This window comes from Pseudomonas sp. GD03903, from assembly GCF_029840045.1.
Lineage (GTDB): Bacteria > Pseudomonadota > Gammaproteobacteria > Pseudomonadales > Pseudomonadaceae > Pseudomonas > Pseudomonas pseudonitroreducens.
Genome location: NZ_JAOCBT010000023.1, coordinates 24,818 through 45,401, shown reverse-complemented (window position 1 = coordinate 45,401; position 20,584 = coordinate 24,818). Strand labels below are relative to the sequence as shown.

Here is a 20,584-nt window from a genome sequence, read left to right as displayed (position 1 = left end):
CTCAGGCGTGATCGGCTTGGGAAACGGTTTGCGGGAAGACGGGGACGAGCTGGTCGCCCTCGCGGCGATGGATCTGGTGCTGCGCACCGATGGCTTCGCCGCTGTCGGCGTCCACCAGGGCGATGCGCACGGGTTGGCCCGTGCGGGTGTCGACCAGCTCGGCGGCAGTGGCCATGGCGGCGTGGCGCTGGCCCCACTGCAGCAGGGTCAGCAGTACCGGGCGCAGGTCGCGGCCGCGATCGGTGAGCAGGTATTCGAAGCGCGGTGGATGGTCGTGGTACTGGCGGCGTTGCAGCAGGCCACTGTCCACCAGTGCGCGCAGGCGCCGGGTCAGCACGTTGCTGGCGATGCCCAATCGTGCGTGGAACTGGTCGAAGCGGGTGGAGCCGTAGAAGGCTTCGCGCAGGATCAGCACGTTCCAGCTATCGCCGATCAGGTCCAGCGCCTGGGCCACCGGGCAGGGCAGGTTTTCGAAGCTGGATCGGCGCATGGCGACCTCTCTTTACATGAATATCATCATCTAATAAGTCCGCCTGGCTACGGGCCTGGCAGGGCAGCAGGCGAGCGGCGGCTTGAGAGATTATGGTTGTAATCTAATGGGGTCGCTTGCTTTGCGCAAGTGACTCATCGAAGGGGAAACGGCCGTGGGGATGAGCGGTATGCCGAGGCGCTATCACCACCGCGGGAAAAGTTGCCCAATGCTGCAGAAGTTGTACGAAGAAGTTCTGCGAAGTTGTCTTGAAACTGTCTTTGCAAGAGCAGGAAGTTGGCCGAAAGAATTATCCGGGAATGGCCTGGAAGGTGTGTTCGATAACTTTCCAGCAGGCAAAAAAAGGCCGCCTGGGGAGGCGGCCAAACCAAAGGATGATGAAGTGGAGCAATCCTCCGGACGCTCTGGAGCGGGCATCCGGGACTCATGTTCTTCATCGGGGCGCAAGCTTAATGGCGCTAGCGACAAATGCTTAATCATTCGTTTCGATATCGACTATCGACAAGGCTGGTTGGAGGGCAAAGCAGCGGATTGTTATTTCTTCGCTCGCTCTGCCTATGGCAGGGAAACATAAGAAAGTTGTGCAGTACCCAATCGATACACCTGCCAAGACAAGTCCAACAAAGAGGTAGCAGATGTCCGCGTTCCGACTCACCTTGCTCGGCGCGTGCCTGGGGGCAACCGCCGCCGGCATGCCGTTTCAACTGACCCATGCGGCCGTGGTTGCCGACCAGTCCGAAGCCACCGGCTTCATCGAAGGCAGCACGGCTTCGCTGCTGATGCGCAATTACTACTACAACAGTGACCACAAGTCCGGGGACCGCGACCGCAAGGACTGGACCCAGGGCTTCACGCTGAACTACAGCTCGGGCTTCACCCAGGGTACCGTCGGTTTCGGGGTCGAGGCCTTCGGCAACTGGGGTATCCGCCTGGATGGCGGCGCTGGCACCTCCGGGACCGGCAACCTGCCGGTGCGCGAGAATGACTCGCCGGAAAGCCAGTACGGGCGTGCCGGCGGCGCGGTGAAATTGCGCGTCTCGAAGACCGAGCTGCGCTGGGGCGACCTGCAGCCCACCGCGCCGGTGTTCGCCGCCGGCGGCACGCGCCTGTTCCCGCAGACGGCCACCGGCTTCAACGTGCTCAGCAGCGAGATCGAGGGCCTGGACCTCGACGGCGGCCACTTCACCGGCGGCAACGGCCCGGTGACCACCAACGGTGACCATGGCATCTGGGCTTCCTATGCCAACGTCGAGGCCAGCAGCATCGACTACGTCGGCGGCAAGTACATGGTCAACGACGCGCTGAATTTCTCGCTCTATACCTCCAGGCTGGAGGACGTGTGGCGCCAGTACTACGGCAACGCCAACTACACGCTGCCGCTGGCGGACGACCAGTCGCTGAACTTCGATTTCAATATCTACCGCACCAACGACGACGGCAGCGCCAAGGCCGGCGAGATCAGCAACACCACCTGGTCCGCCGCCGCCGCGTACACCTTCCTCACCGCCCACACCCTGACGCTGGCCTACCAGAAGGTGCATGGCGATACGCCGTTCGACTACGTGGCGTTCGGTGTCAACGGCCCCGGCGACACCGGCGACTCGATCTTCCTCGCCAACTCCATCCAGTACTCGGACTTCAACGGCCCGGAAGAGAAGTCCTGGCAGTTGCGCTATGACCTGGCGATGGCCACCTACGGCATTCCCGGCCTGAGCTTCATGGCCCGCTACGTCAACGGCCACGGCATCGACGGCACGAAGATGGCTGCCGACAGCCAGTACCGCGGCTATGGCTATGGTGAGGATGGCAAGCACCACGAGACCAACCTGGAGGCCAGGTACGTGGTGCAGTCCGGGCCGGCGAAGGACCTGTCCTTGCGCCTGCGCGAGGCGATCCACCGGGGTAATGCCGACCAGGTGGAAGGCGACGTCAACGAGTTCCGCCTGATCGTCGATTACCCGCTGTCGATCCTGTAACGCCAAGGCAGCACGTTGCTGAGTGCTGCCTTAGGAGCTCTTCGTAGGAGCGAGCTTGCTCGCGAATGGATTGCCCGGCCGCTCCAGATTCAAGCGGTTCGCGAGCAAGCTCGCTCCTACAGGGCCTGACGTATTCCCGGTTCGCAGAGCGCATAACGCGCCAGCGTTATCCGCCGTTAGTTGGCTGGCGGCGCAGGTTATGCGCCCTACGAGTGCGGCCCACTGCAAGGCTGTGGTGCTGAAGGGAGCGGGCGGGGCGCTACAATCGGCGCTCCGTTTCCGTTCCGCGAGAAGAGTCGATGTCCGAAGAAGAGCGCCGCACACAACTGATCGATGGCCCGGTGGGCAAGCTGCAACTGCTGATCGACCGGCCGGGTGTGCCGCCGCAAGGTGTCGCGCTGATCAGCCATCCGCAGCCGCTGCTGGGCGGCAGCCCGCGACATCGCGTGCCGCTGACCCTGTCGCGCAAGCTCTGCGCAGCCGGTTGGCTGACCGTGCGGCCGAGCTTCCGTGGCGTGGATGGCAGTGAAGGCGAGTACGCCGAAGGCATCGGCGAGGCGCAGGACATGCTGGCGGTGATCGAGCATCTGCGTAGCGAGTATCCCGGCCTGCCGTTGGCGCTGGTGGGCTTTTCCTTCGGCGCTTATGTGTTCGCCCGCGTTGCCAGCGAGCTGTCGCCCGCGGCGCAAGCGCTAGTGCTGATGGGTTTGCCGGTGGGAACGGTCCCCGGCGGCCGCGACTACGAAGCACAGGCGGTGCCGGCCGGTTGCCTGCTGCTGCACGGTGAGGCGGACGAAATGGCGCCGCTGGCCAACCTGCTGGACTGGGCGCGGCCGCAGCAGCGCGAAGTGCTGCTCTATACCGGCGCCGATCACTTCTTCAAGGGCTGCCTGGAGCAGGCGGTGGAGAGGGTGATCCAGCACCTGCAGGGCGCGCTGTCCTAGGCAGGTTCAGAGGTCCTTCTTGATCTCCTTGTCCAGGTGCTTGTCTTCCTTGTGACGTTCCTTGTCGAGGTGGTCATCGGTCTTTTCCACCTCGTGCTTGTCGTGCTGGTAGCCCTTGTCGATCTCCTTGGCGTCGTGGTCGACGCCCTTGTCGATATCGCGATGCAGGTCGCGAACGTCCTTCGCGACATCGCCCTCGGCGTGGACGTACCCGGCCGAGGCGCCCAGAAGCAGGACGCAGGCGGCAAGCGTGAGCGTGACAGGTTGCATGCTGGCGACCTCCAGGGCTGACAGGGGAAGCAGCAAGTCTAGTTCCTGATGGCGTGAGCGCTGTTCTCCGTGCGCAGGGCGTGCAGCGTCCACAGGCCGCCGCAGAAGTCCACGGCGCCGAACAGCACCACTATCGGTTCGCACAATTGCAGCAGGGCAAAGGCGGCGAAGCTGGCCAGCACCAACGCGCGGGTATACACCGAGGCGAGAAACAGCGGCCGCGATTCGCTGCGCGCGGCGGCGAGGTAGTAGACGCCGATGTTGAATGCCAGCACGCCGACGATCCGTATCCACACCTCCGACGTGGCAGCGATGTGGAACAGGCCGAGCAGCAGGTTGGGCACCAGCATCAGCGCCAGGCCCAGCAGCATCAGGTAGCAGCCGAACCAGTTGAGGGTGAGGGCGGGTCTGGACATCGTTCAGGTTTCCTTGCGGGGAAGCGGGGCCGAGCGCCCCGCGATGGGCTGAGGGTCAGCGGGTGCCGCGTCGACGCAGGGCCGACGGGCTGAAGTACTCGCCGTCCGGCAGCGCCTGGGTGAAGTCGATGCTGGCCGGCTCTTCGTTGTCCAGGTTCATCGCCACGTAGCGGCGCGCCTGCAGGTCGTGGAAGACGTCGATGGAGGTCCAGGTGGTGGGCAGCTCGTAGTAGCTGCGCAGGTAGGCCATCGATACGCGCCACAGCTCGCCTCGGCCGTCGTACTGGTCCACCTCGGCGGCGCCCCAGCTGTCCTCGTCGAGGAACAGCACGCGCTTGGAGTAGATATGCCGCGCGCCCGGCTTCAGCGTGCCTTCCACCACCCACACGCGGTGCAGTTCGTAACGGGTGTACTGCGGGTTGAGGTGGTTGGGCGTGAGCAGGTCCTTGTACTTCACCTCGGCGCTGGCCAGGCGGAAGTTGTTGTAGGGGATGTAGACCTCCTTCTTGCCCAGCAGCTTCCAGTCGTAGCGGTCCGGCGCGCCGTTGTACAGATCGGTGTCGTCGGCGGTGCGCAGGCCATCGGAGGAGGCGATGGGCGTGTCATACGCCAGGCTCGGCGCGCGCCGCACGCGGCGCTGGCCGGCGTTGTAGGCCCAGGCCTGGCGCGGTTCCTTCACCTGGTCCAGTGTCTCGTGCACCAGCGCGGCGCTGCCAGCCAGGCGCGCCGGGCTCTTGGTGAAGGCGAGGAAGTAGAACATGCGGTTGCCCAGACCTTCGAAGTTGCCGCCCGGCTGGTAGTACTTGAACAGCGCTTCCTGCTGGGTGACCACCGGCGAGTAGTCGCCGTTGCGCTGCACGGCGGCCTCGGCGGAGCGGCGCACGATGAAGGTGCCGCGATAGCGGGCGATGTGGTTCCACACCGCTTCCACGCCGCTCTGCGGAATCGGGAAGGGAATGCCGCCGAAGGCATCGACGAAGCCGTTGCCGTTCTCCGCCAGTTTGGCCGTGGTGGCGTTCTTCAGGGTGTTGTCGTAGACCCATTGCGGCGCCGAACCGCTGCGGCGGGTCGGGTATACCGGAATCTGGAAGGTGTCCGGGTAGTTGTTGAACATCGCCAACTGGCCGGGCGTGAGGTTGGCCTTGTACTGCTCGAGGTTGGCCCTGGTGATGGTGAACAGCGGTTTGTCCGCCGCGTACGGGTCAATGGGATGCTGGCCGGGCTTGAAGCCGGCCGGGGCCTGGGTGATGCCGCCGGTCCAGGAGGGGATGCTGCCGGCGGCGTTGCCGGCCTTGTCCGCGCCCAGCGGCGTGAGGGTGGATTGCAGCCTGGCCGCTTCCTGCGGGGAAACCGCCGCCAGCGCAGCGCTGGAGGACAGGGCCAGCGCGATAGCGCCGGCTAGGGTACGGATGTTGCCCATGGTGAATCTCCGCTCAGAAGGAGTACTTGACGTTGAAGCCGACGTTGTCGCGGTCGCGGGCGGCGTTTTCCTGCCCGGCGCCGTAGAACTCGGTGTACTGCAGCTCGGCTTCCAGGCTGTTCAGGTAGGTCGCCTTGAGGCCCAGGGTGTAGGCCTTGCGCCCGGCGATGAAGTTGCCGGCCTGCTGCGAGTTGCCGCTGAAGTCGTCCTTGTAGACGGCGTAGGGCGAGAGGTTGACCCCGGCGAACACGTCGTTCCAGGTACCGGTCAGCAGCAGGGTGGCGCCGTAGGCATTGCGGTTGACCTGGTCGCTGCGGTCGAAACCGGAAACGTACGCGCCGTTGCTGCGCCCGGAGTAGTAGCGGGTGCTGCCGTCATAGGCGGTGTATTGCAGGCTGCTGCCGCGCAGCTGCTCGGCGGCGACCTCGAACACGCCCATGAAGGAGTCGAAGGACAGCGACGGGCCGAAGTTGTAGATCGTCCCCAGCGAGCTGTTGAAGGATTCCACGCGCTCGTAGTCGTGCACCGCTCCGCCGAGGCCGACCATCTGCCCGCCGACATTGACCTTCTGCCCGTCGGCGATCTTGCCGGCCTGGGCGAGCATGTCGCCGAGCAGGTCGTTGGTGGTCGCCACACCAATGGGCAGGTTGGGTCGGTAGGCGATCTCGCCGAACAGCGAGGCGTCGCCCAGCGTGGTGTTGAAGCTCAGCCCATACATGCGGATGTTCTCGACGTACTCGCGGCGGGCGTTGGCCTGGTTGGCCATGTCCACCGCCGCGGCGGCGTTGATCAGGCCGAGCATCGGCCCACCGCTCTGCACCAGTGCGTCGTAGGACGGCGAGCCGACCAGCCGGGCCAGCTGGTCCATGTCCAGTCCGGCGTAGCTCTGGTTCAGATCGGCGTAGATCACCGGGTCCTTGGCGTGGTAGTTGACGAAGTAGAAGCCGAATTCGGTGGAGTTGAGCTGCTCGGCGATGTAGTGGAAGGCCACGCCGAACTGGCAGTCGTTCTTCGCGTTGATGTCCTTGCCGATGTGACTGACCTTGAAGTAGCCGTTCTGGTCCAGGTAGTCGGTACCCTGCAGGCCGGCGAAATGGCTGGCCGAGAGCATCGGGTAGAGGCTCTGGAAGGTCGGGTCGGACAGTGCCTTCACCCGCGTGTAGCCGGTGTTGCCGCCATCGGCGAAGAGATCGGTCTCGGAGAAGAAGGTGCCGGCCGGATCGAGGCGGGTTTCCTTCCAGTTCCACTGGTAGAAGGCGTCCATCGACAGGTTGTCGGTGAGGCCGATATTGAAACTGACCGCCTCCACCGGCATCAGCACTTCCTTGAGCTCGGAGCCCGGCAGGCGGAACTTGGCGGCGTCCACCGGGTTGGTGGTGTTGATGCCGCCGCGGTAGAACACGCCTTCGCCCCAGTTGAAGACCTGGTTGCCCAGGCGCGCGCTCAGCGGATGGTCGGCGATATCCCAGTTACCGTAGAGGTAGGCGTCGAGGATTTCCGCGCGGTGCCCGGCGGTGTCGCGGGTGGCGTCGGTGAAATGGTCGTTGTGCGGGTAGCTCTGGCTGGGCTGTGGCGGTTCGTTGTGGTCGTAGTAGTCGTTGCGCTTGTCCATGATCTGCGTGTCGTAGAACGCCGAGCCGCGCATGAACAGGCCGTAATTCTGGTAGGTGGCCTCCAGGTCGGAGGTGATCTTGTACACCTCCGAGGCCAGCCCCGTGCTGAAGTTGCGGTTGCCGTCGTTGCTGTTGACGTCGTTGTTGGTCTTGTCCTGACCTTGCACGCGCCACAGCGCGCCGTAGGACACGGTGGTGTCCAGCGAACCGCTGAGCTGGTTGTCGAGGAAACTGAACTCGACGGCCTTCGACTGGCCGCTGAGCATCAGGGGTAAAACGCAGGCAAAGGCGGACCCGGTCTGCAAGCGACGCTTGCGGGATCTGGTGGTCATGTGAGGCTACTCCAACGACTGGTTCTTATTGTGTGTGTCATCAGATGGGGCCTCGTGGCGGCGCCCCTTCGGATAGTGCTCTGCGAAGGCAAATGGGCGTGTTGCGTTCACGCCGGATGTGGTTCTCCGGTGGTGGGCGGCCCTGCGCTCAGCGGACCAGGGAAGCTGGCGTGCCAGGCAGCCAGCGCGTGCCGCGCAGCCGTGCCAGCGTCCAGCACAGCGTCGCCAGCAGCAGCGTGAGGTGATAGAGGTCCACGCGCGGGATGCCCCACCATTCGCCACGGCCGGCAATGCCCAGCCCGGCGAGGACGAACAGCAGGGCGCCGGCGATTGCCAGCGGCCAGCGCTGCGAGCGGCCGGGCCAAGCGATGGCGAGCAGTGCCAGCAGGTTGCCGAGCAGCGCCAGGTTGTCCGGCAACCAGAGCATCAGCGCGGCGAGGGCGGCGAGCAGCAGATGGCGGGGCGCGCCGTGCAGGCTGCCGATGGCGATGAACAGCAGGCCGATGCGTGCGGAAATGCCGGTCATGGTCTGGTGCGCCGGTCGTGCCGTCTCCAGTCCGCCATAGACCAGCGCGCCGAGCAGCGCGGTGACGGCGATCAGGGCGAATCCGCCGGCGCGCCATCCGTGCGCATGCTTCAGGCTGTCCACTGCGGCCCACAGGCTGGCGGCGCACAACAACAGTTCGCAGAGCACGCTGGAGTTCATCTCACACCTCCAGGGTGGCGGACTGGCGCAGCGAACGCAGCAGCATGCCGAACAGGGTCAGTGTCGCGGCGAAGAACAGCGCTACTGCCCAGGCTACCGGCAGGCCCCATTGCAGGTGGCCGATGGCCGCCGGAATCGCCAGCGAACACAGCCACAGCAACTGCCAGCGACCATTCCCGGAAGCCCCTTCCAGGCTGCGGCCGAGCACCCACAGCGAGGCGATGATCCACAGCGCACCGACGATTTTCCAGGCCAGCGGCAACTGGTAGGCGAAGGCCAGGAAGCCCATGCCCAGCGCCATCAGCAGGAGCATCTGCAGCAGGCAATAGAAGGCCGTGGCGGCGGAGATGCGCGGGCGGTAGATACGGAATGCAGTGATGTCGTGGGGCGGTTTCGGATCCAGGCGCTCGGCGGCGGCCGGGCGCCAGCCGGGGCGGGCGAACCAGACGCGAATTCGGTCTTTCCAGTTATCGGCCAGGCGGGCATCGGCGAGCAGGTCACGGTACTTGTGGAGGTTCGCCTTGAGCGGGTCGAAGGTTTTCAGCTGGCCGTGGATGCCATAGATGATCGGCTCCTCCGACGCCGGGCGCTCCTTGGCGAAGGTGCCGAACAGATGGTCCCAGAGCATCAGCACGCCGCCGTAATTCTTGTCCACGCAGTAGGCGTTCTGGCCGTGGTGCACGCGGTGGTTGGACGGCGAGGCGAAGCACTGGTCGAACCAGCCGAGGCTGCCGATGTGGCGGGTGTGAATCCAGAACTGGTAGCCGAGGATCACCGCCCCGGCGACGATGAACACGCTCGGCGGAATGCCGATCAGCGCCAGCGGCCAATAGAACAACCAGTTGGTGAGGAAGCCCGTGCTGGTCTGGCGCAACGCCGTGGAGTAATTGAATTCCTCGCTGGAGTGGTGCACCACGTGGGACGCCCAGACCAGGTTGACCTCGTGGCCCATGCGGTGGTGCCAGTAGTAGCAGAAGTCGTAGCCGAGCAGGCCGATGACCCAGACCCACCACTGCGAGGTGGAGAGGTCGAACAGCGCCAGGTACTGGTAGGCCAGCAGGTAGATGCCGAAGTTCATGGCGCGCACGAACAGGTTGACCACCTGGCCGCTGAGCCCCAGCGACGCGCTCGACAGGCTGTCGGAGAGAGCGAAGGTCTGCCGCCGTCGCCAGACGCTCCAGAGCAGTTCGACCAGCAGCAGCACAAGGAACGCCGGCACGGCGTAGACGATCATGTTGGGCATGTTTCTGCCTCCTTTTTTTGTTGCACGGAGGCTAACGCGATGCGCCAGGGCGGGCGTGATGCAGGGCGCCAGTGCGCATGTTGCGTGACGTCAATCATCGCGGAATTCGGAGGATTTATGACGCGGTATAGCGGCTTGGTGGGTTGACTCGCGTAGGGCGGATAACCGTTTGCGGTTATCCGCCGATGTTCATGCACACAACGCAAACAGGCCGGCGGATGACGCCTGGGGCGTTATGCGCCCTACGTTCTGCCGAGCCTTGCACGGCATCTCAGGAGAGCGGTTCGCGAGCAAGCTCGCTCCTACAAAGGGCGGGGTGATCAGCCGGCGCGCAGGGTCTTGCGGAAGTCTGCCGGGGAGATGCCGCGAGACTGGCGGAAGGCGTGGCTGAAGGCGCTGGCCTGGGAGAAGCCGAGCATCAGGGCAATCTCCATGACGCTGGAGTCGGTACGCCGCAGGTAATGATCGGCCAGTTCCATGCGCATGGTTTCCAGCACCTGGGAGAAACTTTCGCCTTCGGCGGCCAGCTTGCGCTGCAGGGTGCGTGGCGACATGGCCAGTTCGCTGGCCAGCCCATCCAGGCTGACTTCGCCGCCGGGCATGTGCTCGATCAGCAGCGCCCGCAGCCGCCCGATCACCGAGAGCGGCGCGTAGGAGCGGCCCAGTTGCAGGTCCGCCTCCAGCAGCAGGCTCTTGTGGGTGCGCGGGTCGGCGCCCTGGATGCGCGCGGCGAGCATCGCCTCGGGGAAAACCAGTGCGTTGCGCGGGGCGTTGAACTGCACGGGGCAGCCGAAGAACTCGTCGTAGAGGGCGGCGTCGCCCTGCGCTGGGTGAATCATCTGCACTTCCAGCAGCGCTGCGCTGCTGCCGATCAGCCAGCGGCCGAACGCCGTCCAGCCCGCCAGCACGGCGTCCTGCTGGCAGGCGCAGTAGGGTTCCAGCTCGGTGATGCGCTGGTCCTCCAGCAGTACCCGGCCGTCGCCGATGACGATATGCGTCTGGCTCGACGGGCTGTCGAAGACGATCTTGCCGAAGCGCCGGATCATGCTCATGGACTCGCCCAGCGTCGCGCTGGTCATCGACACCGCCCCCAGCACGCCGTAGCTGCCGGGGCGTACCGCTGCGCCGACCAGCAGGCCGAAGTGCGGCAGGCCGCTCATGCGCACCGCCAGCTCCAGCAGGGCCCGCAGCTGGTGCATGGGGATGCGCAGGATCGGGTCGGCGAGGCGCTCGCGTTGCAGGCCGATTTCGTTCAGCAGCAGTTCGCCGTCACAGCCGTATTGCTCGGCGGTGTTCAGCACGTGGTTGACGAAGGCGGCGCTGGCGGTGGCAGGATGCATGGCGTGTGGGACGATCCGGTGGTCCGGTTGGAGAGCGGGTGCAATCTAGCAAGTCGGGCGCCGCCGAAGCCAGCGGCGTCCGTCGGCACGCTCAGACGCGGCCGCTGACCGGAATCCCGGCGCCGGTGATGGCGGCGGCCGCATCGCTGAGCAGGAAGAGGATCACCCCCGCCAGTTGTTCGGCCGTGACCCAGCGGCCGAAGTCCGCCTCGGGCATGGCGGCGCGGTTCTGCGGCGTGTCGATGATGCTCGGCAGTACCGCGTTGACCGTGACGCCCTGGTCCTTGAGTTCCTCGGCGAGGCTTTCGGTCAGGCGCAGCACGCCGGCCTTGGAGGCGGCGTAGGCGCCCATGCCGAAGCCGGCGCGGCTGGCTGCGCCGGCGCCGAGGTTGACGATGCGCCCGGCGGCGGACCGGCGAATCAGCGGCAGCAGCGCCTGGCAGGCGCACAGGGCTGTGCGCAGGTTGAGGGTGTAGAGGCGATCCCAGCACTCGACATCGCCTTCGGCCAGGGTTTGCCAGGCAAAGCCACCGGCGACGTTCACCAGCGCGTCGAGCCGGCCGAAGCGTTCGTCGATCCGGCGCGCTGCGGCCTGGGCGTCGGCCAGCGAGGCGAGGTCGATAGCGGTCAGCAGCAGGGCGCCGTCGGGCGCGCGGAAGTCCGCGGGCGGTGCTTCGGCCCGGTCGATCAGCACAAGCTGTGCGCCGGCTGCGGCGGCCTGGTTGGCCAGCGCCGCACCGAGGTTGCCGAAGGCTCCGGTGATGGCGATGACGCGTTGGGAAAGCGATGGATGCATGATGAATGACGCTCGGTGGTTGACGTTCTTGTGGGTATGCTGCGAACGCTAATCACCCTGCCGCCGCGCGGCATGTTCCTGCGCGCCAGATTGGATGCGGCAGCGCGTCATCTGTGTGCCGGCCCGTGCGGATTCAGGCCAGGCTGCGGAGATAGTCCCAGGGGTAGATCCCGCGGTCATGGCCGTCGTCGAACACCAATTGCACGCCGTAGCCCTGCAGGTTCAGCTGTTGCAGGGCTACGCCGGCCTGCACCAGCTCGATGCGGCCGTGCAGCCGCGCTGCCCGGCATTGCGAGCAGGGGCAGGCGCCGCGCAGGCGGGTGAAGGCAATGCATTGCTCGACGCCGTCATCCCAGCGGATGCGCAGTTCGCCGTCTGTGCTGGAACGATGCAGCGCGACCGGCGTGTTCATGTGTGCTGTCCGAGTTGAGCGAGGGCGATGCGCACGGCCTTGCGGACTTCCGGGTCGCCGTCCTGCTCGGCGTTGCGCAGGGTGTCGATGGCATCGCCGCTGCCCAGCTCGCCCAGGGCCAGCGCGGCTTCCTTGCGCAGGTTGCTGATGCCGTGGCCGAGCACAACCTTCAAACCCTCCAGCGCCGGCAGGTAGCGCAGCTTGCCCAGAGAACGGGCGGCGCGCAGGCGAACCTGCCAGAAGTCGTCTTCCAGTGCCTGCACCAGGGCTTCGCCGGCTTCGGGCAGGGCCAGCTTGCCGAGGGTGCCGGCGGCTTCCTCGCGCACTTGCCAGGCGGCATCGGCCAGGGCGGCCTGCAAGGCTGGCAGCACGCTGGCGTCGATCGCCAGACCCAGGGCGCCGGCGGCCGCGCGGCGGACCTCGGCGTCCGGGTCGTCGCGGGTCAGGCGCGCCAGGTGCGGCAGGGCGTCGGTGCGTTTGAGCCAGCCGAGGATGCCCACGGCTTCGCGGCGCACGCCGGCGTCGGTGTCCTGCAGCGCAGTGAGCGCCGGTTCGGCGGCGGCTTCCAGGCGCAGTTCGCGCAAGGCGCGCAGGGCGCTGCGGCGGACGAAGATTTCGCTGTGCGTTGCCCAGGGCAGCAGGCGTACGCCGGCCTCGGCGGTCTTCAGCTCGCTGAGGCTCTGGGCGGCAGCCTCGCGCACATCTTCGTCGCCGTCGGCAAGGGCCTGGCAGAGCGCGTCCACGACGTCGGGCTCTTCCCAGGCTTCCAGCAGGCGTGCGGCTTCGGCACGCACGCTGGCGGCGTCGTCATGGGTCAGCGCGTGGGCGAGCCAGGGCAGTCCATCGGGGTCTTCGAGGTCGGCCAGCTCGATCAGGGCGATGCGGCGCACGCCGGCGTCGGCGTCCTGCAGACGCGGTTGCAGGTCGAGGATGTCGGGGTTGTCTGTGCTGTGATTGAAGGCAGTCATATGGCGAATCGCGGTATCCGTTGTGGAGTGGGCAGGCCCAGTGGCGTCAGGCGTGGCAGCTGGCGGCCGTCTTCGTGGCGCAGCAGTTCCAGGCAGTGGCGCTTGAGCCGGGAGAATTCCGCGCTGGTGAGCAGGTCGGCGTGGCGCGGGCGTGGGAAGTCGAGGCGAATGTCTTCGAGGATGCGTCCGGGGCGCGGACTCATCACCAGAATGCGATCGGCGAGGAACAGCGCCTCGTCGATATCGTGGGTGATGAACAGCACGCTGGTGCGCAGGCGCGTCCAGATGTCCAGCAGCAGTTCCTGCATCATCATCCGCGTCTGCGCGTCGAGGGCGCCGAAGGGTTCGTCCATCAGCAGCAGGCGCGGCTGGTTGATCAGCACGCGGGCGATTTCCACGCGTTGCTGCATGCCGCCGGAGAGCTGCGACGGCCAGCGATTGGCGAAGCCGTTGAGGCCCACCAGCTGGAGCATCTCGTCGGCCTGACGATGGCGTTCCGCGCGGGGCACGCCGCGCATCTTCAGGCCGAAGGCGACGTTGTCGCGCACGCGCCGCCAGGGCAGCAGGGTGTGGTGCTGGAACACCATGCCGCGCTCGGGCGAGGGGCCGGCGACAGGACCACCGTCCACTTCCAGCTTGCCGGCGCTGGGCGCCAGGTGGCCGGCAAGGGCACCGAGCAGGGTGGACTTGCCGCAGCCGGAGGGGCCGAGCACGCAGACGAATTCACCGGGCTCGATGGCGAAGCTCAGGGACTGCACGGCCTCGAAGGCGTCGCGGCCGCTGCCGAGATGGATCGACAGGCCATCGACACGCACGCGCCCCGGCGCACTGGCAGGCAGCGTCATGGCTTGCCTCCGGCCTGGCGTTGCCAGGGTGTGACGAGGCTGCCGAGCTGGCGCACCAGCAGGCTGCTGGCCATGCCGAGCACGCCGATCAGCAGCATGCCGACGACGATGTCGGGGTAGTTCTGCAAGGTGTACGACTCCCAGGTGTAGTAGCCGATGCCCCATTGCCCGGAGATCATTTCGGCGGTCACCAGGCAGAACCACGAGGTGCCCATGCCGATGGCCAGGCCGGTGACGATGCTCGGCGCAGCACCCGGCAGCACCACCTCGCGCAGCAGCGCCAGGCGCCCGGCGCCGAGGCTGCGGGCGGAGGCGAGCAGGCGCGGATCGACCGCTTCCACGCCGTGGATGGTGTTGAGCAGGATGGGGAACAGCGCACCGGTGAAGGTGATGAAGATCATCGACAGCTCGGAGCTGGGGAACATCAGGATCGCCAGCGGTATCCACGCCACCGCCGGGATCGGCCGCAGCACTTCCAGCGGCGGCAGCAGGCTGTCGCGTGCCCAGCGGCCACGGCCGATGAGCAACCCCAGGGCGATGCCGGCGAAGGCCGCCAGCAGGTAACCGGCGAGTACCCGCAGCAGGCTGCTGCCCAGGTGGCGACCGAGTTTGCTCGACTGCGCCAGGTTCCAGGCCGCTTCCAGCACATCACGCGGGCCGGGCACGTTGGCGAAGGTGACCACGCCGAGGTTCACGTGGCGCGCGCTGAGCACCTGCCAGAACGCCAGGCAGACCAGCAGCGAGGCCAGGCGCAGGCTCCAGCGGGTGAGGGTGGTGGTGTTCATCATCGTTCTCCGTCGAGCCCCGGTGCGCGCGGCACCGGGGCTGCACCTCAGCGGCTGGCGACCGCCTGCTGGCTGGCAGCGGCGAAGTCGGCGACTTCCCCACCGTGCTGGCGGGCGAAGGCGTCGGCCTGTTCGTGCAGCAGGAAGGCGTCCAGCGCGCCGTCCTTGCCACGTACGAACCAGGCCTGGCTGGCCAGCAGCTTGATGCCGCTGTCGCTGGCCTGGGCGTAGACCGCGCGGATGTCCTTGCCTTGCTGCTTCAGTTCGGCGAGTTGCCCCAGCGCTTCCCTGGCGGTCGCGTAGCTGCGCACTTTCGCTTCGCCGCGCACCCAGATCTGCGCGACCTTGCGCGTATCGCTGATCGGCTTGTTGGTCAGAGCGTCGTTACCCAGCAACGGCTGCTGCGCGTAGTTCTTCAGCGCAGCGTCGTAGTCGGCGCCGGAGGCCTTGAAGGCGGCGCGGATGTAGCGGTCGTCGACGAACTGCTCGACGTTCAGGCCGCGGTCGGCTTTCTTCAGCAGCTTCAGGGTGTCGATGGCGGTGGTGACGGCCTGCCGGTATTCGGGCTTCCAGGTCAGGTCGCGGGTCTGCAGGCCGAGCGGGCCGTGGAACAGGTAGTTCACTTCGGCGGGAATGCCGGCGACCTTCTCGATCAGCTCGCTGTATTTCTCCGGGTCTTTCGCCAGCAGTTGGTTGGCTTCGTAGGTGGCGCGCAGGTAGGCCTCGACGATTTCCGGGTACTGCTGCGCGTAGTCGGCTTCCACCAGCGCGCCATGGAAGGTCGGCGCCTTGGCCTGGGAACCGTCGTAGATCTTGCGGGCGATGCCACGGCTTTCGAACAGCTCGGCGAAGGGCACGAAGTCGGCGTGGGCGGCGATCTTGTTGGCCTGCAGGGCGGAGCCGGCGACTTCCGGCGGCTGCGCAATGATGGTCACGTCCTTCTCCGGGTCCCAGCCTTGCGCGGCGATGGCGCGCAGCAGCAGGCCGTGGGCGGTGGAGGCGAAGGGCACGGAGATGGTCTGGCCCTTGAGCTCGGCCAGCGATTGCACCTTGGACGAGGCCGGGACGACGATGCCGTTGCCGCTGCCCTCGATGCTCCCCGAGAGCACGCTGATGAACAGGCTGCGCTTGCCGGCGGCCTCGTGGGCGACGCCGTTGAGCGAGCCGGGGAAATCGGCCATGGCGCCGAAGTCGAGCTTGCCGGCGAGCATCTCGTTGGTTAGCGGCGCGCCGCTGGTGAAGTTCTTCCACTGCACGTCGTACTGCGCGTCCTGGTACTTGCCGTCGTGCGGCAGGTACTTGTCGAGCAGGCCGAGTTCGCGGATCAGCAGGCCGCCGGCGGCGCAGTTGATGGTGGTGTCCTGGGTGCCGATGGCGACGCGGATGGTCTCGCCGTGGGCGGTGATACTGGCAATGGCGAGCGCGAGGCCGGCCAGGGTGGTGCGCAAGGTCATGGGAGTTCCCCTCGAATCATGAGTGTTGGAATCGTCTCCGCCGCAGGCCTTGCGGTGGGAAACGAGGGGCGGTGCATCAGGCGTCCGGCGGTGGGGCCGGATGGCGTTTCTTATTGGATTGATGGGTATCGCTGCGCTCCACGCCATCCTACGGGAGCCGGTGCGACTGCTGGATCAGCGCAGGAGGTAGGGAATCTCCACGCGCACCGCACCGGTCGGGCAGTCCTTCTCGCAGGGCATGCAGTACCAGCATTCGTCGAAGGCCATGAAGGCCTTCTGGGTGGCGGGGTTGATCGCCAGCAGGTCCATCGGGCAGACCTCGACGCAGACGGTGCAGCCCTTGTCGGCGATGCACTTGTCTTCGTCCACCGTTACCGGGGCGCTGGAGCGGAAGAAGATTTCCTGGGGTTGGTAGGCCATTGCACGCGGTCCTCATCGTGTTGCTTGCCGGCCGTCTTGGCGGCGGGCTGATTCTGTTCGGTGGTTCTGGGCTGTCGGGCCTTCCCTCACCCTAACCCTCTCCCAGAGGGAGAGGGGACTGTCCTGAGCGGTGAAGAAATTGGCGTTCGACGGCTGATTCCGTCGTCGCCAATCGTGCCAAACGGCTCCCTCTCCCCCTGGGAGAGGGCTGGGGTGAGGGGGCTTCAGTGAGAGAAAATCTCAAGCCGCCTCGCTCTTCACCCGCAGCTTCTCGTAAGCCTGCTGCTCATCCTCATCCAGCGCGATCACATAAGGCTCGATGGGCTTCTTGAAACTGGTCATCTCGCCGTCGTCACCTTTTTTCAGGTGCGCATGACAGAACCAGTCGGCGTCGTTGCGCAGCGGGTAATCCACACGGTGGTGATACAGGCCCCAGCGGCTCTCGGTACGGAACAGCGAAGCGCGGGCGGCCATTTCGGCGCAGTCGCGGATCACGCTGACTTCCATGGCGCGCATCAGTTCGTGCGGGTTGCTGGCCTTGAGTTGGTCGAGGTCGCGGGCGATCTCGGCGAAGCGCTGCAGGCCGATCTCCATCTTCTTCGTCACCTTGGGCGGCTGCAGGTAGTCGTTGACCATGCGCCGCAGCTTGTACTCCACCTGTGCCGGCGGCAGGCCGTGCTCGCGTTTCAAAGGGGCGAAGACGCGTTCGCGCTCGCGCTCGACCTGGGCGGCATCCACCTCGCTGAACTCGCGGCCGGCCACGTATTGCGCGGCATTGGCCCCAGCGAACCAGCCGTAGGTAAAGGCGCCAAGCATGTAGTTGTGCGGCACGGCAGCCATGTCGCCGGCCGAGTACAGGCCCTTGACGCTGGTCTCGGCCTTCTCGTTGACCCACACGCCCGAGGCCGAATGGCCGGAGCAGAAGCCGATCTCGGAGATGTGCATCTCCACCATCTGCTGGCGGTAGTCGGTGCCACGGTTGGCGTGGAACTGGCCGCGGCTGGGTCGTTCGTTGCTGTGGAGGATTTCCTCGATGGTCTGGATGGTTTCCTCGGCGAGGTGATCCAGTTTGAGGAACACCGGGCCGTTGCCGCCTTCGAGTTCCTGATGGAACTCCCACATCATCTGGCCGCTCCAGTAGTCGCACTCGATGAAGCGCTCGCCCTTGCTGTTGGCGGTGTAGCCGCCCAGCGGGCCGGTGACGTAGGCGCAGGCCGGGCCGTTGTAGTCCTTGATCAGCGGGTTGATCTGGAAGCACTCCAGGTTCGAGAGTTCCGCGCCCGCGTGGTAGGCCATGGCGTAGCCGTCGCCGGCATTGGTGGGGTTCTCGTAGGTGCCCATCAGGTAGCCGGACGAGGGCAGGCCCAGGCGCCCGGCGGCGCCGCAGGCGAGGACCACGGCCTTGGCGCGGATCACCTGGAACTGCGCGGTGCGGCAGTCGAAGCCGAGCAGGCCGTTGACCGCGCCTTCTCCATCGGTGAGCAGGCGAGTGACCACCAGGCGGTTGGTGATCTCGATGCGTGCGCGCTTGAGCTGGCGGTACAGCACCTTCTTGATGTCGTGGCCCTCGGGCATGGGCAGCACGTAGGCGCCCATGTGGTGGACCTTCTTCACCGCGTAGTCGCCGACCTCGTCCTTCTCGAACTTCACGCCCCAGCGGTCCAGCTGCTGCAGGGTCTCGAAGCTGTGGGTGGCGTACGTATAGACCGCCGCCTGGTTGACGATGCCGTCGTTGGCGACGGTAATTTCCTTGGTGTACTGCTCGGGCGTGGCGTGGCCGGGGATGATGGCGTTGTTCAGGCCGTCCATGCCCATGCTGATGGCGCCGCTGCGCTTGACGTTGGCCTTGTCCACCAGCAGCACGCGCAGCTCGCGGTTGGCTTCCTTGGCCTTGATCGCGGCCATCGGCCCGGCGGTGCCGCCGCCGATCACCACGATGTCGTAGGCGAGTTGCTTGTCCTCGGGGATCTGGGAGAGATCGAACTGGGTCATTGCTGATGTCCCTTGTGGCGGTCGATGCGCAGGCGGTACTGGAAGGCGTCGCCGCGGTAGTAGAGGTGTTCGTAGTCCAGCGGCGCGCCGTCGGCGGTGTGGGTCAGGCGTTCGATACGCATCACCGGCGAGCCTTCTTCCACCTCCAGCGCGCGGGCCAGTTCGGCGTCGGCGAGGATGGCGTCGATGGCGAGGTCGGCATGGCCCAGGGGCAGGGCGCAGTCGTTTTCCAGGATCAGGAAGATGTCGCGGCTGACCAGGTCGGCCTTTTCCAGCCGCTTGCCGACGGCCTCGGGCAGCCAGGTGATTTCCAGCGATACCAGCTCACGGTTGACCAGGCGGGCGCGCTTGATCTGCACGACGTTCTCGCCCTCGGCCACCTGCAGCCGCGCGGCGACCTGGGCGTTGGCGGGCACGCTCTTGAAGCTGCGCAGGCGGTTGATCACCTCGTAGCCGCGCTGGGTCATGGATTCGCCCAGGCCCTGCAGGGTGCTGACGTTCTGGAACGCCTTGGGCTTGGCGACGAAGGTGCCCTTGCCGTGGATCTTGAAGATCAGCCCTTCCTTCTGCAGGTCGCCCAGCGCCTGGCGCACGGTAATCCGGCTGACCTCGAAGGCCTTGCCCAGCTCGGCCTCGGACGGCATGCGGCTGAGCGGCGGATAGGTGCCGTCGAGGATGCGCGTGCGGAGGATTTCCTTGAGCTGGCTGTACAGGGGAACGGGGGAGAGGGGGAGTAGTTCGGCCATAGTTCATAACTTGTTATGACGAGTTGCCGAAACTATAAAAGGAATAGCTGATTCAGGACAAGAAACGATTTCGCATAAGCATAGAAAGCGCCGTCAGCAGGAGGCGTACGGCTTTTCGTAGGAGCGAGCTTGCTCGCGAACCGCTTGATTCCGCCGCGTCCGGGTAATCCGTTCGCGAGCAAGCTCGCTCCTACAAAACCCAAGGCCCCTAACCCTCTCCCGCAAGCGGGAGAGGGTACTGTCCTGAGCGGTGAAGAGATCGTCGCTCGCCGGCTGACTTCGTTGCTCCCAATCGCACCGAATGGCTCCCTCTCCCTCTGGGAGAGGGCTGGGGTGAGGGCAAGTCCTGGCGAAGATATCCCCGTTCCGTAGGGTGGATAACGCGCCTGCGTTATCCACTGTGCATGGGGTGGCGGATAACCTGTTCCAGGTTATGCGCCCTACGTTGGCTTCAGAACGGCCGGCTGCCGCTCAGGCTGATGCGCTTCAGGCGCCGCTTCTCGCTGGCCGGGAAGGCATTGCGACCATGCAGCACGGCCTGGTTGTCCCACCAGACGATGTCGCCCACCGACCATTTGTGGCTGTAGATCAGCTCGGGCTTCTGCAGGTGCTCGCGCAGTCTCTCCACCAGCGCGGCGCCCTGCTGCGGATCGGCGCCGGGGATTTCCACCTCGGTGTGCACGGAGAGGAACAGTACGCGCTTGCCGTTTTCCGGATGGGTACGCACCAGCGGATGTTCGGTGCCCTGGATCGGCTCGATGTCCGGCGTGCGGTAGCGCACGAAGGTGCCGTTGTAGCCGCCGCTCTTCAGGCGGATGAACGGGTTGTAATTGATCAGGCGCAGCGGATCGATCTCGGCGCGGGTTGCCTCGTCCAGTGTTTCGTAGGCGCGGGCGAGGTTGGTGAACTGGGTTTCGCCGCCGGTCCTGGGCACCTCCAGCGCGTAGAGGAAGGAGCCGGAAGAGGGCACCGGGGTCCACTGGTGGTCGACGTGGGCCGGCAGGGCGAAGTTGCCCAGTTCGCCGTCTTCGGTGTTGGCCACCTTGACGATGTCCGGGGCCTTGCCGTCGGCGCCGGAGGACAGCACCGGCACATCTGCCGGCGGCTGGAACACCGCGCCGAACAGGGTGGCGAAGCGCAGGTACTGCTGATCGTCGAGTTGCTGGTCCTTGAAGATCAGGATGTGGTGCTCGCGGTGCGCCTGCCTGATCGCCAGGATCTGTTCCGGCGTCAGCGGCTCGCGGGCGTCGAGGCCGCGCACTTCGGCGCCCAGCGGGGCGTCGAGGGGGACGATGGCGAAGGGTTCGGGGGTGGGTTGTTGTACGGCGTTGGATTGGGTCATCTCGAGAATCCTGAGTTTGCGGCTTGCCTCACCCCAACCCTGTCCCGGAGGCAGAGGGGGCAGTCCGATGCAGC

21 protein-coding genes are annotated in these 20,584 nt (G+C 66.0%); 3 read left to right on the top strand and 18 right to left on the bottom strand.

Annotated features, from left to right (window positions below):
• Position 1: 1 nt before the first annotated feature.
• Positions 2–490, bottom strand: a complete 489-nt coding sequence (locus N5C91_RS26615) for a helix-turn-helix domain-containing protein (protein WP_279833158.1) — start codon at positions 488–490, stop codon at positions 2–4.
• Positions 491–698: 208 nt separating this feature from the next.
• Between N5C91_RS26615 and N5C91_RS26610 the strand changes: the two genes are divergently transcribed.
• From N5C91_RS26610 to N5C91_RS26600, 3 genes are all read left to right on the top strand, one after another.
• Positions 699–1,064 carry a hypothetical protein gene (locus N5C91_RS26610; RefSeq protein WP_279833156.1) on the top strand — a complete coding sequence of 122 codons (366 nt, stop codon included), beginning with the start codon at positions 699–701 and terminating at the stop codon, positions 1,062–1,064.
• Positions 1,065–1,182: 118 nt separating this feature from the next.
• A complete protein-coding gene (locus N5C91_RS26605) occupies positions 1,183–2,466 on the top strand; it encodes an OprD family porin (RefSeq protein ID WP_279833256.1) in 1,284 nt (427 codons plus the stop codon).
• A 299-nt stretch (positions 2,467–2,765) separates the two neighbouring features.
• Positions 2,766–3,410, top strand: coding sequence for an alpha/beta family hydrolase (locus N5C91_RS26600; protein WP_279833154.1), 645 nt, complete (start codon positions 2,766–2,768; stop codon positions 3,408–3,410).
• A 6-nt stretch (positions 3,411–3,416) separates the two neighbouring features.
• Here N5C91_RS26600 and N5C91_RS26595 read toward each other — a convergent pair whose 3' ends face one another.
• The 17 genes from N5C91_RS26595 to N5C91_RS26515 form a co-directional block, all read right to left on the bottom strand.
• Positions 3,417–3,680, bottom strand: coding sequence for a hypothetical protein (locus tag N5C91_RS26595; RefSeq protein ID WP_045208809.1), 264 nt, complete (start codon positions 3,678–3,680; stop codon positions 3,417–3,419).
• Positions 3,681–3,718: 38 nt separating this feature from the next.
• On the bottom strand, positions 3,719–4,096 hold the full coding sequence (locus N5C91_RS26590) for a hypothetical protein (protein ID WP_045207353.1): 378 nt from the start codon (positions 4,094–4,096) through the stop codon (positions 3,719–3,721).
• Positions 4,097–4,151: 55 nt separating this feature from the next.
• Positions 4,152–5,516 (bottom strand): DUF1329 domain-containing protein, encoded by a 1,365-nt coding sequence (locus N5C91_RS26585; RefSeq protein WP_279833149.1) that lies wholly within the window; start codon positions 5,514–5,516, stop codon positions 4,152–4,154.
• A gap of 13 nt (positions 5,517–5,529) precedes the next feature.
• Entirely contained in the window at positions 5,530–7,461 is a 1,932-nt protein-coding gene (locus N5C91_RS26580) for a DUF1302 domain-containing protein (RefSeq protein WP_279833147.1), read from the bottom strand.
• Between the two features lie 148 nt (positions 7,462–7,609).
• Positions 7,610–8,167, bottom strand: coding sequence for a hypothetical protein (locus N5C91_RS26575; RefSeq protein ID WP_279833145.1), 558 nt, complete (start codon positions 8,165–8,167; stop codon positions 7,610–7,612).
• Between the two features lies 1 nt (position 8,168).
• Complete coding sequence (locus N5C91_RS26570; RefSeq protein ID WP_279833144.1) at positions 8,169–9,410, bottom strand: sterol desaturase family protein; 1,242 nt, start codon at positions 9,408–9,410, stop codon at positions 8,169–8,171.
• A 320-nt stretch (positions 9,411–9,730) separates the two neighbouring features.
• Positions 9,731–10,750 (bottom strand): AraC family transcriptional regulator, encoded by a 1,020-nt coding sequence (locus tag N5C91_RS26565; RefSeq protein ID WP_236173373.1) that lies wholly within the window; start codon positions 10,748–10,750, stop codon positions 9,731–9,733.
• 91 nt (positions 10,751–10,841) lie between these two features.
• Positions 10,842–11,546 (bottom strand): SDR family NAD(P)-dependent oxidoreductase, encoded by a 705-nt coding sequence (locus tag N5C91_RS26560; protein WP_279833143.1) that lies wholly within the window; start codon positions 11,544–11,546, stop codon positions 10,842–10,844.
• A gap of 133 nt (positions 11,547–11,679) precedes the next feature.
• Entirely contained in the window at positions 11,680–11,958 is a 279-nt protein-coding gene (locus N5C91_RS26555) for a gamma-butyrobetaine hydroxylase-like domain-containing protein (protein WP_279833142.1), read from the bottom strand.
• A complete protein-coding gene (locus tag N5C91_RS26550) occupies positions 11,955–12,926 on the bottom strand; it encodes a HEAT repeat domain-containing protein (RefSeq protein WP_279833139.1) in 972 nt (323 codons plus the stop codon). The genes N5C91_RS26555 and N5C91_RS26550 overlap by 4 nt, the downstream gene beginning before the upstream one ends.
• Positions 12,923–13,771: an ABC transporter ATP-binding protein gene (locus N5C91_RS26545; RefSeq protein ID WP_236173369.1), complete on the bottom strand. Its 849-nt coding sequence runs from the start codon at positions 13,769–13,771 to the stop codon at positions 12,923–12,925. Before N5C91_RS26545 ends, N5C91_RS26550 begins: the two co-directional genes overlap by 4 nt.
• Positions 13,768–14,556: an ABC transporter permease gene (locus N5C91_RS26540; RefSeq protein WP_236200232.1), complete on the bottom strand. Its 789-nt coding sequence runs from the start codon at positions 14,554–14,556 to the stop codon at positions 13,768–13,770. Before N5C91_RS26540 ends, N5C91_RS26545 begins: the two co-directional genes overlap by 4 nt.
• A gap of 47 nt (positions 14,557–14,603) precedes the next feature.
• Positions 14,604–16,010 (bottom strand): ABC transporter substrate-binding protein, encoded by a 1,407-nt coding sequence (locus N5C91_RS26535; protein ID WP_236200233.1) that lies wholly within the window; start codon positions 16,008–16,010, stop codon positions 14,604–14,606.
• A gap of 174 nt (positions 16,011–16,184) precedes the next feature.
• Positions 16,185–16,430: a ferredoxin family protein gene (locus tag N5C91_RS26530; RefSeq protein ID WP_279833136.1), complete on the bottom strand. Its 246-nt coding sequence runs from the start codon at positions 16,428–16,430 to the stop codon at positions 16,185–16,187.
• Positions 16,431–16,670: 240 nt separating this feature from the next.
• Positions 16,671–18,422, bottom strand: a complete 1,752-nt coding sequence (locus N5C91_RS26525) for a fumarate reductase/succinate dehydrogenase flavoprotein subunit (protein ID WP_279833134.1) — start codon at positions 18,420–18,422, stop codon at positions 16,671–16,673.
• Positions 18,419–19,168: a GntR family transcriptional regulator gene (locus N5C91_RS26520; protein WP_279833131.1), complete on the bottom strand. Its 750-nt coding sequence runs from the start codon at positions 19,166–19,168 to the stop codon at positions 18,419–18,421. The genes N5C91_RS26525 and N5C91_RS26520 overlap by 4 nt, the downstream gene beginning before the upstream one ends.
• 451 nt (positions 19,169–19,619) lie before the next feature.
• Positions 19,620–20,510: a TauD/TfdA family dioxygenase gene (locus N5C91_RS26515; protein WP_279833130.1), complete on the bottom strand. Its 891-nt coding sequence runs from the start codon at positions 20,508–20,510 to the stop codon at positions 19,620–19,622.
• Positions 20,511–20,584 lie beyond the last annotated feature (74 nt).